Annotated in this window: 3 protein-coding genes; all 3 read right to left on the bottom strand. The window is 49.5% G+C overall.

From position 1 onward, the window contains the following. Positions 1-45: 45 nt before the first annotated feature. The 3 genes from C1X04_RS07770 to C1X04_RS07760 are packed head-to-tail and all read right to left on the bottom strand — an operon-like array spanning position 46 to position 14,744. Positions 46-1,725: a cyclic peptide export ABC transporter gene (locus C1X04_RS07770; RefSeq protein ID WP_137169586.1), complete on the bottom strand. Its 1,680-nt coding sequence runs from the start codon at positions 1,723-1,725 to the stop codon at positions 46-48. Between the two features lie 9 nt (positions 1,726-1,734). Beyond that, on the bottom strand, positions 1,735-5,490 hold the full coding sequence (locus C1X04_RS07765) for a non-ribosomal peptide synthetase (protein WP_137169585.1): 3,756 nt from the start codon (positions 5,488-5,490) through the stop codon (positions 1,735-1,737). Then, on the bottom strand, positions 5,490-14,744 hold the full coding sequence (locus tag C1X04_RS07760) for a non-ribosomal peptide synthetase (RefSeq protein ID WP_137169584.1): 9,255 nt from the start codon (positions 14,742-14,744) through the stop codon (positions 5,490-5,492). Before C1X04_RS07760 ends, C1X04_RS07765 begins: the two co-directional genes overlap by 1 nt. Between the last annotated feature and the right edge of the window lie 7 nt (positions 14,745-14,751).

The following is a 14,751-nucleotide window of genomic DNA, read 5'->3' as shown; positions in this document are numbered from 1 at the left end:
TTGATTTATTTTTAACTACTTAACTTACGAAAAAAATGATAATCCCTATACATCTTGAGCTATTCGTACTGACGGCTCACTCATCTCTTCAAACAAGCTGTCACGCCCTACAACATAAGGTCGTATTTGCCCCTGATCCAGCTTATATAAACGGTCAGCTGCGTCGAAATATTTATCATCGTGACTAATAGCAATGACTGTTTTATCTGCTTGTTTTAGCTCCGGCAGAATTTCACGATAAAAGACTTCACGAAACAGAGGGTCTTGGTCTGCGGCCCATTCATCAAGCAACAACACTTGGCGGTCTTCCATATACAGTAGTAACAGCGCCAAACGTTTACGCTGTCCCTGAGACAAGGCTTTAGTTGATAAACTTCCACCGTCAACCGACACCTTGTGATCAATCGCCAAACGCTTGAGATAATGCTGAACCCTAGGGTTATCGAGATTGCCCTGCTCGTCTAACACATCGTCAAACAGGAAAAAGTTTGGAAATATCGCCCCAAAATAGGAGCGATGCTGTTCGGCATTTTCTGGCGTTAATAAATGACCATTCAACGCTACCTCACCGACTGTCGGTAGATACAATCCGGTTAGTAATTTCGCTAAGGTGGATTTGCCGCTGCCGTTACCGCCAATTAAGAAAATCAACTCACCCGCTTGAGCCTTGAAGTCAATGGGCCCCAACTGGAACCCGGACTCGCCACCTTGGGTTGGGTAATGATACTCTGCATGACGCAGTTCTAACGATTGAAAGGTGACAGGCTTAGTCACTGGCACGGCGTTGTCAGATAGGCTTTGTGAGCTTTGACTAAGCTCCAAGTGTTCAATAGCAGACAAGGCCACATTGCCACGAATCACCGCTGGAATCGCTTCTAAGATCATGGCAATAGGAGTACGCAAAAACATAATCGCTAGCACATAACCAACCAGCGCTTCTTGAGAAACGCTTTCTAGTAGTGTTCCCGCAACAAACACTAAACCAATCAGCACGAAGACCAATAACGTCGTCCAGTTAAGGTTAATCGCCCACAGCACTTCGGCTTTAATCGCCGTATCTCGTGCTTGCTGGGCGGTCGGTTCAAAGCGCTGTTGAAACTGAAACTGGCGACGCGGATGGCTTAGCCCCAGTTCATTGCGGCCTTCTACCACCGCCTCATACTGACGGAATAAATCATCATCCAGACGACGGACTTCCTGCATCATGCTTTTTATCCGGCCAGCCAGCAGAATATCGCCCCATACAGCAAGACCAACTAACATTACTAAAAAACCAAATAACAATGGTGATAGCCACGCCAAGTAAACCAAGCCAACGGCTAACAATAAGCTGTTGTACAATGAAATTGGCAGTTGTTTGATAGCGTTAGCTACCATGGTGACATCCCGTGTCAGCACATTGTATAAAGCAGGGGCGCCAAGTGCTTCTTGTTTCACCAGCGGTGTATTAAGAATACGCTGAACAAGATCCGCTCTAAGGCGATACACTAGCTTGTGTCCGAGACCAACAAGTAGAACCTGCGACCCTATACCACAACAAAATAGCAGCCCTACTAAGCCTAAGTAATAGACCAGTGTTTGCCCGATATCCGTCACGCCGGAGTCTAGTGCCTGATTGACACCACCGACAATCGTAATACCTGCCGCTGCACTGCATAAACTCAAGACAAGCGCGAGACAAACGGTGCGTCCCGACTGGGACAATAACTGTTTCATCATGTTCATTATGTATTCTCAGTATTGGCTACACTGCTGTAATAGCTGCTCAGCCAGTTCCGTTGTTGCTAAGATTCCAAAGTGGTCTGCATCAATGCTCCAGCCTTGTACTGGCTGTGAAGAGTAACGCTGCCAAGCATGTACAGGGGCTGCATTTTCACTGCTGCGCCACACCCACAGTGGCTGCTTCACCACAGGGATTGGGGCATCATAAAACATGCGTTTCAATGACCAGCGCATCATGATGCGATCATGAAACTCTGCCTGCGTCGTGCTTTCGTCCAACTTAGATGCAAATGCTTCATTGGCAAGAATGTGTTCTAAGCCTTGATCATAATCGTTCGGTAAAGCAGTAGACCATGTCTGCCATTGCTCCTCACTAATCGTCCAGCCTTGCTGTGCACAATAGTGTTGTAAGTCCTCTAGCAATTGTTGCTTTTCATTATCAACGTTGCTCAGCACCTGAGTCGGATCAAAATCAATGATGGCTACATTCTGCACCGTAAAACCACGCTCACTCAGCGCTTGCGCAAGCCACATCATCATACGCCCCGCTAGACTCCAGCCCACTAATACGATTGGCTGCTCACGTAACGCTTCTAATTGATCCGCATAATGATCAATGACCTTGTCCAAATCCGCAGACGTACTATGTGCCAGCAGCGCTACATCTGGTAGTAAGCCATAAAGGTTTACTTGTCCTTTTAGTGCATCAATCAAGGGTTGATAATACTGATAGTGCCCTCCTAGAGAGTGCATCATAACCAGCGTCGGTTTGCTTTCCACTTGACTAAATGTCACCAGATAATCCGCTTGATTGGCGTCGCCCTTAGCCATCACCTCTGCTAGCGCGGTAATGGTTTGTTTGTGGAACATAATATCCGCCGCCAGCTCAATGTCGAATGCCTGACGCAAACGCGCAATCACCTTAATCGCCGCTAATGAATGACCACCCAGATCAAAGAAGTTATCTTCGGTACTAATGTTCTCACGCCCTAGTACGTCTTGCCAAATAGAAAGTATTTTTATTTCTATTTCGTTTTTAGGGGCAACAAACTGGCGCTTTTGCTCCGCTTCAAGCCAATTCATTAAGGTATGGCGGTCTACTTTACCATTGGCATTCAAAGGCATTCGCTCGACTCTGAGAATACGCGCGGGCACCATATAATCAGGTAGGTATTGCACCAGCCATGCTTTAAGTTCGTTTTCGTGTTGCTCACTGTTAGCCACCACGAAAGCAACAAGGCGTTTTTGTTCACCTTCACCCTGTGCCAATACGTGCGCCTGCTGAATACTGGCATAATTCGAAAGCGCTGACTCAACCTCGCCTAGCTCCATTCTGAAACCACGAATCTTGATCTGCTGATCCGCACGCCCAACAATCTCAAGACTGCCATCAGCACGCTTAAATGCCAGATCTCCTGAACGGTACATGGTCTGTGCTGGTGCAAATGGATCTGCCACAAAAGCCTGAGTCGTTTGCTCTGCTTGGTTGAGGTATCCGGCACTTAAATTAGGGCCAGCGATGTAAAGCTCCCCTACCGTACCGTTTATGACAGACGCTTGATGATCATCAAGAAGATACACACGGTTATTACCCAATACGTGCTGTAAGCGGGCACTCTCGCGTTCAAGGTCAACTTTCCCCCACATAACACCTACAGTTGTTTCCGTCGGGCCATAGTGGTTATACACCGTACACAGAGGTGTAGCAGACGCTAATGCGCGCAGCAATCCTGCTGAGATGTTCTCTCCCCCGAGGATTAAAGACTGACGTGGACTAATGGCGCTTAAGTCTTGGCCTTCACTGAGCGCCATAAAATGAGAAGGCACAATTTTTAGGCAGTCTATCGGATAACGCTCAACGTACTGACGGAAAAGCTCACTGTCGGTAGATGTGGCTTTGTCTAACAAATGCAAACACCCGCCCTGTATCCAGCTCGGGAATAGCATGGTATTGCCAAGGTCCGCCATCGGCGAAGATACGAGTGCATAATCAGCATTTTTCGGTAATTGCAGTGCATGAATCGCCGCTTGGCAATAGTGGCTCAATGCTGAATGTGGCACTTGTACGCCTTTTGGTGTACCTGACGTGCCTGAGGTGTATAACACATACGCCAGCGTTGCTTGATTTAATGCAACGGGCGTAAAATCCGCTGGTGTATTTTTTAGCTCTGCAACCGTGATTTGTTGCGCTTGATTGACTGTCTCTACGATGGTCAGTAAAGGCTGAGCATCCGCTAAAATAAGATTCTGACGGCTTTCGGGTTGCTCTGGGTCGAGTGGCAAATACGCCGCCCCTGTTTTCATAATACCGAGCAATGTGACTAAAAAGTCCATACTCCGTGGTAAACACAGGGCAACGATCTTACCGGCACTCGCGCCACGTTGTTGCAGGCCTGCCGCCACTTGATCACTGAGCGCATCCATTTGCGCATACGTTAACACTTCATCAACGAAACGAGCCGCTTGATGCTGGGGATATTGGTCAACACTCATACGCCAGTTATCAAGAAATGTCTGATCTGTATGAACAAACGTCGCATCGTTATTCACCAGCCCTGACAGCTCGCCCAGTAAGAAAACATCCAGCGTATCCATCGTGTCATTGGGCTGTGCCAACGCACGCGCTAACAGCAGCTCATAACGTTGTAGCAGTTGTGCTACCGCCGCTTGGCTATAGCGACCACTATCGTAGTGTAAAGACAGCTCAATCGTTTGCGGCGTTTCGCTCACCTGTAGCAATAATTCAGAAGCCCCTATCGGCTGCGCGGCGGATATTTCATTAGGCTCCAGTAAGCTTTGGTAAGCAAAGCCTACTTGCCTAGCGTGAGCACTCAAGTCGAGGCTCATGCCTAGGTATTCTTGCTGCTCTAGCATCTGTTGCCAAAGGCTGTGTTGCCCCGCAAACCATTTACTAAAGGTATTTTTAGACGGTTGGTAACAAGGTACTGGACACGGCACTACAAAGCGTCCCAAAGCATCTTCTAACTCTTCATAATCCGTACGACAGTCGTAGAAGTAACTAAGTTGAAACTCTTCCTTGCCGTTGACCAAGCCTAGCAGTGCGGCCCATACCGCTAACGCTACTTCAGAAGTGGCCACATCCATGGTTTGCCCATAGCTACGCAGCGCATGAGCAGCACTTTCTCCTAATGAAACATTCAGGCACTCTAGTGCCCCATTCGACTGCCCCACCTGTTCGATCAATGCTGCATCGGGCAATGTATCCAATGCTAGACCACGCCAAAATGCACTGCCTGCGCTCGCATCTTCCCCCATTTGCAAATCCGCAACCCAATCAGCGTAATCCAAATACTGAGTCGGCTCATCTAACAAAAGGTCGCTCTGCCCAGACAAACAACGACGAATCGCCAAGGCCGAGCCTTGGTCTAACGACTGAGCAGGCGCGACAAGCAATAAGCGGTTTTCATCTGGTCTGGGCCAAAACCACGCTAATAACGGGGCTGACTGTTGCGTAAAGACAGCCAGCGCCTCATGCAGCAAGCACTCTGCGCTTTCGCCTTCCACGCAGCGCCAGTCCAATGCGCTCTCTTGCAGCGCTTGTTGACGCGTTTCGGTATATCCTACTTGCTGACCATACACGGTGCGCAAAATGTCATGCTCATCAACCAAAGCCTGCAAACGCCCACGTACACTGGCTTCTTCTTGCTTTGGCAAAGTGAGCCAGTAGGCTACTGGCGCTTGTGATGCACATTTCTGCTGTAAGGTGAGAGCTTCCCCTTGAGTCAATGACTGATTAAATTGTGACATCAGATCACCTCCTTTTGCACAGCTTCAAGCAGATCGCTTTGACGGTAGATATCGCCCATAGCAACGGCGATCTTGCGCTCGCCTTTAAACGGATCTCGGGCATGGGCAGCGAGCATATTATCCAGCATGACCACGTCACCTTTTTGCCAATCAAAACGCACCGCGCACGCTTCATAAAGGGTGCTAATCAGGTCAACCAAGTCTTGTTCGAGTGGTTCGCCATCACCGTAATAAACGTTACGTGGCAATTTATCTTCACCACCAGCATTCAGTAGATAGGCTTTTACTTCTTCTTCCAAAAAACTGTAATGATGCAGCTGTATTTGGTTAAAGAAGCTCATTTCACCCGTCACAGGATGACGAATAATCGCTGGACAATTTTGGCTAATGCACAGCTTATCTTCGTCATACCATTCAAATTGAATGTCACCCTTGCGGCAGATCGCTTCTACTTCAGCTTTGTCTTCTGTTTTAAAGAAATGCTGCCAACTTACATCTAAACCACTGAAATGACGTACGTATTTCAGCCCTTTATTAAGTAGTTTTTCACGCGCCCATTGCGGTAAGCGATGATACATTTCACGGCAATCTACGATAGGCGTTGCACCGCCTTCTACAGACGGTATCTCACAGTAGAACCATTGGCGGCGCGGCCAACTAAACTGGTGAGAGCTTTCATTGTGATACATGATCATTTGATCATCAGGGTACGGCGTTGAGCGGTAGATTTTTTTGCCGCCCTCTTTTTTCGGAAGGTCACCATATTGCCCGTAAAGCTCTGGGTACATGCTTTGGCAGAAGCTTTCGAACACCACGGGATCTGGTAAGTTAAAACCACGGAACACAATACCACCGTGGTGCTCAAGCCACGTTAAAATCTGCGCTTGATTATTTTGCGCCCAAATATTGGCATCTAGCCCAGGTTCCATGCTTTCAACCAATAACGGAAATGGGCGCTCTGAGGACAGTGGACGAACATTGATTCTTGGGCCGCTCGCAGCGTTAGACTCACGCTGGCGATTTTTCTTCAGTTTGCCGAGTTTGCCCATTTTACTAGGTGTTTTTTTCGTATCGGAATCAGACATAAGGGTATCAGACATAGAGGTTGTCCCTTTAATAAACGTAGTTAATGCTGTAAGCGATGTCTCTTGGCGCTCAGGGCTGGCTGTCGTTAGCCACTGTGCTAGCTGTTGCAGTGCCTGCGCCATGCGCTCAATAGTGGCTTGTTCAAATAGGCGTTTGCTGTAAACCCAACGCAGTGCTAAGGCCCCCTGTTCGGCCTCAGATACAAACAACGCCATATCAAATTTGGAGTGGGTTTGTGCAGCAGGTATAGGCGTTAAGCGAATATTGCCTAGCGCACTGTTTGATAACAGTTCATCTGGTGCCGACGGCTGGTTTTGCAACACCAGCAGCGCCTGAATCAATGGATGCTGCCCTGCGATTCGGTCCGGTTTCACCGCTTCAACGACTTGATCAAATGGCACTTCTTGATGTTCAAAACCTACCAAGCAGACCTGTTTTACGTGCGCTAAATAATCACTGAAACTCATGGTGACACGAGGTTTAAAACGCAGTGCTAAAAGGTTGACGAAGAAGCCAATAAGCGGCTCCGTTTCCGGCAATGTTCGGTTGGCAGAGTCCGTACCGATTACTAAATCCTGCTCCCGACTTTCACTGTGAATCACACAGGTGTACAACGCCATAAGTACCATAAATACAGAGCAGTCGTGTTGCTTCGCGACCTGCTGTAATGCTTGTGCAACACCCGCTTCTAGTGTGAACGAGTAGGCATCACCGCCCGCTTGACCTTGCTCCGAGCCACGCTGGTAATCGAATGGCAAAGCTAACTGACTCGGTGCACCTTGTAGGTGTGTCTGCCAGTAACCAATACCGCGTTCTTGGCGTTGGCGCTCACCTTCAGACTGTTGGTATACGGCATAATCTAAATACTGCACCGTCAGCTCAGGCAACTGAACTTGAGCCGACGCATCAGTATTGATCGCCATGCGATAAGCATGGGCCAGATCCTGAATAAGACGCTCACCAGACCAACCATCGGATGCAATATGATGCTGCACCATTTGGCACACAAAGCTGTGTTCGGCAATTTGGTAGAGATACACTTTTAGCGGTGCTTCTTTCGTTAAATCAAATGCCTGCCCAGCCGCCACAGCTTGTTGCTCAGTTACATGAGCGGCCTCAGCCCCACGTAAATCGTAGTACTGCACTGGCACATTTAACTCAGCATTGACACGCTGCATCGGCGTACCTTGGTGGTCATGGTAGGTAACACGCAATATTTCATGACGCGCTACTACCGCATCCAGCGCGTGTTGCAAGGCGTTGTGTGATAGATCACCATCAATCTGAACCGCAAAGTTCATATTAAACCCTGCATCTTGGGGATCCATTTGTTGCATAAACCAAATGCGTCGCTGAGCTGGGGACAAAGGCATCCATGTCTGGCGGGCCACAGGCGTTATCGTACGCTGCTCGTCATTGACCATCTGCTCGGCCATAGCAGCGAGCTGTGGCCCATCGAACACGGCTTTCAATGGCAACGACCAGCCTTTACTACGTAAACGAGCACGCACTTGGGCCGCACTCAGAGAGTGACCACCTAAGTGGAAGAAGTGGCTGTCTTTACCCAGTTGTGTAACGCCTAACACTTCTTGCCAAGCGTCTGCTAAGACACGCTCTTGCACGGTAGTCAGTTCGCTGACTTCTGCAACGTCACTCTGTTTCGGCTCTGGCAATGCTTTGCGATCCACTTTGCCACTGGCATTGAGCGGTAGAGCTGCGAGTTCTTGCAAGCTACTTGGCACCATGTATTCGGGTAGTTGAGCACTGAGATAAGTGCGCAAATCCGCACTGTCGAAGACATGACCCGCACGCATCACACAGTATCCGTGCAAGACATCACCATGATGCTGACGCCATACTCCCACCGCCGCGTGCTGTACGCTGGGGTGGGACATTAGCAAGCTTTCAATTTCCCCCAGTTCAACTCGGAAGCCACGAATCTTAACTTGATGATCCGCCCGTTCAACAAAGTACAAACCGCCTTCTGCAAGCTGTTTCACTCGGTCTCCCGTACGATACAAACGCGAGCCATCGGCCATAAATGGGTTAGGAATGTAGCGCTCCGCTGTTAATGCTGGCTGTTTTAAATAACCACGGGTAACCGCGTCACCGCCGATATACAACTCACCGATAACGCCTTTTGGCACAGGTTGTAAACGCTCATCTAACACAAAGCATTGGTTATTACGCAACGGTTCACCAATCGCTACCAGTGCATGGGATAAGTTGCCTCGCAGCGTTTGGTAGGTTGACCAAACAGTCGTTTCCGTAGGGCCATATACATTGATCACCTGTTTACAACGGGACTGTAACTGTCGAGCCAGCTCAACCTCTAGCGCTTCGCCCCCCACCAGCGCGGTAATATTGGCAAGGCTTGCTGGGGCCAATTCAGCCAGTAAACGCCAACCTGATGGTGTCGCTTGAATTAAATCCACGCCATGTTGTTTAACCAGAGCCGAGAGACGTTCGCTATCGCGTCGATCGTCTTCATTACCCAGCACTACAGTAGCGCCCTTCACCAGTGGCAAGCACAGTTCTAATCCAGCAATATCAAAGGTAACAGTCGTCAGTGCGAGCAATGATTGGAACGCTGGCAACTGACGCTCCATTGCCGTTAAGAAGTTTGCAAATTGACGCCGCTCGACCGCCACACCTTTAGGTTTTCCAGTTGAGCCAGAGGTATACAGACAGTACTGCAAGCTGGCTGGGTGGCGCACTACCATCGGATTATCACAGTGTTGCACAGCACTTAAGCTTTGTACGTTATGCCATGTCATAGTGGGAACCAAATCAGACGCCAATGCCGTTTGCATTGCTTCATCGGCTACCCATACGCATTTGGGCTGCGCATGATCCAATACGTAGCGACTACGCTCTAGCGGATGACTGGGGTCCAACGGTAAATACGCGGCACCCGCTTTTTGAATCGCCAGCAACGCAATCACCATTGCTTGAGTGCGCGGCAAGCAAAAAGCAATGCATTGCTCATCGGCAGCCCCCTGCTCGACCAAACCACTTGCTAACAGCCAATGAGCGGTGCGATTGGCCGCATCATTTAAGGCCTGATAACTCATCTTCTGATCAGCAACAATCAACGCTGTCGCATCAGGTGTTTGCTGAACTTGCTGTTCAAAACGCGTGAGAAAATCCTCTTGCGCTGTAATCGCCTCCGAGTGCGGGATCAGAGGAGCCACCATAGACGGTAGTCTATACTGTTCAATGCTCTGCTTGGCATCGCCGCAAACCGCTTCGATCAAGGCGACATAATCTGTTAGCCATTGTTCAGCACGAACCTGATCAAACACGCTCGCGTTGTATTCCAATTGCAGTGACAAACCTTCTGGCTGACGGAACAGATTGATACTGATCTCAAACTTAGCGGCACGCTCTACATCTCCCAAATCAAGCGTTTGCCACTCAAGATCTGCTGTATTGAGAGTTCGAGAGCCATGTAAGTCTGACTGATAGTTGAATAAGACTTGGAACAAGGGTGAGCGAGCCAGATTGCGCTCTGGCTGCAAGTTAGCAATGAGCTGCTCTAATGGCATCTCTTGATGCTCAAGGTCTTTTTGCAAGCTGTCGACCATGCTTTCTAACCATGTGGCAAATGGCGCCTCTGGCTGCACTGGGTGTCGGCTCACTAGAGTATTAACAAACAAGCCCACCATGCTTTGACTTTCAGGATGCTGACGGCCCGCTACAGGTAAGCCTACGGCAAAATCTGTTTGCCCGCTGTGACGCCATAACAGCAAACGAAAAGCTGCTAACATAAGCTGAAACGGGGTCACCCCTAGAGTACGGGCACTGTGTTCTATATGGGTAAGCACGGCAGAGGTGAATTGGTAATCAAGCACCTTGCCTACTGGAGCGCCTTGGGCATGATAAGGGTGATCAGTGCTGAGTGCGATTGCTGGCGGCATACCTTCTAATTTGTTGCGCCAGTAATCATCGCACTTAGTTTGATGCGATGAATGGTGCTGTAGCTGTTGATAGGCTACCCAATCCAAATAATCCGGGCGAGACGTCACCACAAGCGTTTCGTTCGATGCCCCACTCTCTTGGTAGAAAGCAAGGAAGTCTTGTACCAAAAGCCCCATTGACCAACCGTCGGTGACAATGTGATGCAAGTTAACCAGTAAATAATGGCGCTCTGGAGCGAGACGGATTAAGGTCACCGCAAAGGTTTCCCCATGAGCCAAATCAAATACCTGTTGCAGCGCGTGACGCACAATATTTTTTGCACTGAGCGATAGATTCGCTTCTGTCTGAGCCGCCACATCATGGTAGCTCATGTTAGAGCGCTCAGTTTGATAAAGCTGCTGCCATACTTGCCCATCTTGCTCGTAAAAACGACAACGTAAAATTCCGTGGCGTTGTTTAAGTTGCTCAACAGCTTTAGATAATGCTTCACGATCAAGCACTCCCTGTAGCTCAAAGCACTGACTCACATGATAAGACGTGCTATCCGGTTCGAGCTGCTGTAAGAACCATAAACGCTGTTGCGCAGCAGATACAGGCACCGCTTGGTCTGGGTGCAGACGAACTGGAATCGAGTGATAGGCTTGCGGCGCATGGTTTGAGCTATCCGACACGTTTTGTTGCTTCTCTTGCGCCCGAGCTTCGCTCTCCGACTTAGCTTCGCTCTCCGCCTTAGTTTCGCTCTCTAACACTGGATGCAGAGCTTGGTTCAAGGCTTTAGGTGTTGCCGCTTGCGTCAATAGCTTAGGCGTCAGTTGAATACCTTGGGCACGTGCTTTGGCAATCAATTGCAAGCTTAATATGGAGTCACCACCCACTTGATAGAAGTCCGATTCTGCATTCAAGTCAGTGCGCTGTAACACCTCGTTGTATAGATGAATGAGTGCTTGCGTCGTCTCTGGCAGCTCAACTTCGGATGGCTCTGGCAAACATTTTGCCATCTCCGCTAAGGTTGGATGCTGCGCTATTTCAGCAGGCGTAATGCGCAGCGCCTGCTGCGCTGCTAAGCCAATCAACTGTAGACTTAGAATCGAATCGCCACCGAGGTCATAAAAATTATCTTGGGCGGTGGCACGGTCTATCTTGAGCACTTGCTGCCAAAGCAGCGCTAAGCGCTGTTCGTTGGCCGTCAGTGATGCCTCCTCTTGACGTTGCACTCCATCTTGCTCATCAAGCAAAGGCCAGGGCAGTTGTTTAGCATCCACTTTGCCATTGGCATTAAGGGGTAAGTTATCCATGACTTGCCATAAATCCGGCACCATATAACTCGGCAATTCATGAGCCATGCGTGTTTGTAATGCCGCCAGTGATGGGGCGGATGGTTCCAATCCATCATTGGCGCTATGCAAAACCACATACGCAACTAACAGTGCGCGCTCACCTTGGTATTGTTGACGTAAACGTGCCTGACTCAGCTCATTTTGCTGCATCAGCCAGTGCTCGACTTCACCCGGCTCTAAGCGATAGCCCCGGTGCTTAATCTGATCATCGCAGCGACCTAAAAACTCTAGCAGTCCCGTTGCGGTTAATCGCACTCTATCACCTGTACGATACCAGCGACCATGTGCATCCTGCGGGAAAGCTTGAGCCGTTTGCTCAGGCTGTTGCCAATAGCTTAGCGCCAGTTGTGGCCCACTGATATACAGCTCGCCTTGACAACCTACAGGCACCCTTTGCCCTTGTTCATCACGTACCTCTAGTGTCATGCCCGGTAGCGCTTTACCCAGCGGTAGACGTGAACTCGCGGCGTCACTCTGCTCTGAATCCAACACATGGCAAGCCACCCCAACACATGCCTCAGATGGGCCGTAATGGTTAACAATAGTAAGCTCTGGAGCGAGTTCTCTTAGCTGTGCTAACAGCGCCTCGTCCATTCCTTCACCACCGAGAATCAATTGCTGACGTGGGAGTACACTATGTGGCTCAGACACACTGAGCAGTCCGCGTAAATGGGACGGTACTATCTTGAGACAATCCACCGGTTCTTGTGCCATAAACTCCGCTAACCCTGGCGGGTCAAAGGCAAGCTCTGCATCCGGTAGCACCAGCGTCTGACCGCGATATAATGCTGACAAAACCGATGTCATACCTAAATCTGCCGCGGTGGTCGCTAGCGTCGCCCAAGTTTGCACTGTTGTAGCAGGCAACACGTCCCATAGCGCTTGCGCGTAATGAGCCATTGCGCCATGACTCACCAACACCCCTTTGGGCGTACCAGTCGAGCCGGAGGTAAATAAGAGATACGCCGCTTGATCGGGCGTCAATGACACCTTAGCAGCAGAACCTTCAGACAAAGAGCTCAGATCAGGCATTACCAAAGTGGTTGCCTCAAACTCAGGCACCTCAAACTCAGACGAGTGTGCGTGCGGGGTAACCAGCGTTAGGCGAGCTTGCGCACTGGCAATGACTTGCTGCAAACGTGCGGCAGGCTGTTTAGGATCCAGCATCACGGCAATGGCTCCCAGATGCCAACACGCCAGCATGAGAGTCACTTGTTCAATACTACGGGGTAAGCACAACGCGACTCTATCGCCCTCAACAACACCTTGTGCAGCTAACCAAGCACTTAGGTTCTGTACTTGACGCCCTAGCTCGTCGTACGTCAATGTTTCTGTCGCGGTGCGTAATGCAGCGGCATGTGGGCGTTCATTAGCCCAGTGAGCAATCTGCTCAGGCAAATGCGTGGGCACACTTTGCAGTGCTGGCCCAGTAGACAAACTGTGGTCGTAAGGAAAACGCCAATCATTTACAGTGATATTTTTAGTTGCGTCTAAGGAGCTAGTCGTCCGGTCAATCAAGCTCGCCATTTGTGCAAGAAAACACTCTGCCGTGGCTTGAGCAAATAGCTCTGTACTGTATTCCAGATCTAAACGAATCTCTTCTCCAGCTAGCTCTACCACTCGTAGGGTTAAATCAAAGCGAGCCTGATGTTGTTGAGGTGTAAGCACTTTGGCGTGTGCCTGACCAAACCGAATGCTCTGGGTCGCAGGCAAGGCAACGTGTACAAACATCACCTGAAAAATAGGCGAATAGCTCGGATCACGCTGCCATTGCAGTAGTTCAGGCAATGCCTCAAATGGCACATCCTGATGATCATACGCTTGCGCCATCATGGTCTGTGCGTTTTGCAGCGCTTGGGCAAACGTTGGGTTAGCGTCTAAACGATGACGCATCACTAACGTATTAAGTAATGGGCCAACCATGTCGTTTAGCTCATTACGACCACGATTGGCGACTGATGACCCCATGCATAGATCTGTTTGCCCTGCGTTACGCGCAAGCATCCAAGCATATACGGTCTGCAAATAGATAAATAAGGTCGAGCCTTCGTTACTGATTTGCGCTCTTAAATCCCGCACGACATCAGCAGGTAAAGTTAGGCTGGTTAATGCCCCACTATAATGACGCTGACGTAACGTCGGACGCGCATAATCTGTCGTCAATGACAAATGGCTCGGCAACTGTGCAAGTTGCTGTTGCCAATAGGTTTGCTGACGTGTGCAGTCGTCACTATCGTGCCAACTGCGTTGCCACACAGCATAGTCCGAATACTGAATCGCAGGCGCGGCTAACTGTACCGTTTGGCCATTTTGTAACGCCGCATAAATATGCGTTAGCTCTCCTACAAGGATTTGTGTCGACCACGCATCAAATGCCACATGATGTACCGTGAAGAACAACCAAGCCCCCTGCTCTGACTGAAGCAAACGCACACGAAATGGGTGTTCATTTGCTAAGTCAAATGAGCGTGATAGCTCTTCTTCGTAGCAGGATTGCAGTACCTCCGGCGTAACGTTGGAAACTGCTTCTTGTTCCATCGCAGACCAAGCGTCTTCGATCAGGCTGGCATACCAGTCGCCGTTGTCCTGTTGCTGGTAGCATGTGCGCAAGATTTCATGTCGCGCCACAAGCTGCTGAAAAGCTTGTGTCAAAAGTGCTACATCAGGCATGGCACTTAGTTCTAGCATGGAGCATAAATTATATAGTGCTTGTTCACTGAGCGATTCGGCCATGACAAAGCGCTGTTGTGCAAACGATAGCGGCTTAGTTACCGCTGCCTTAGCAGGCACGATGGGCAATTGCCAACTGTCGATCCCCTGCTCTGCCAGTTTTTGACGAAATAAAGTTTGTTGTGCTTCAGGCAAAGCCGCCAAACGCTTGGCAATCTCTGCATATCTAGATGATTTCATAGCGGTA

It is taken from the genome of Marinomonas sp. FW-1, assembly GCF_005222245.1.
Classification (GTDB): Bacteria; Pseudomonadota; Gammaproteobacteria; order Pseudomonadales; family Marinomonadaceae; genus Marinomonas; species Marinomonas alcarazii.
The sequence above is the reverse complement of the archived record's forward strand: the minus strand, read 5'-3'. Positions and strand labels throughout refer to the sequence as shown.

Coding starts and splice junctions, on each gene's coding strand:
- C1X04_RS07770 (WP_137169586.1), bottom strand. CDS start 1,725: ATGAACATGATGAAACAGTTATTGTCCCAGTCGGGACGCACCGTTTGT.
- C1X04_RS07765 (WP_137169585.1), bottom strand. CDS start 5,490: ATGTCACAATTTAATCAGTCATTGACTCAAGGGGAAGCTCTCACCTTA.
- C1X04_RS07760 (WP_137169584.1), bottom strand. CDS start 14,744: ATGAAATCATCTAGATATGCAGAGATTGCCAAGCGTTTGGCGGCTTTG.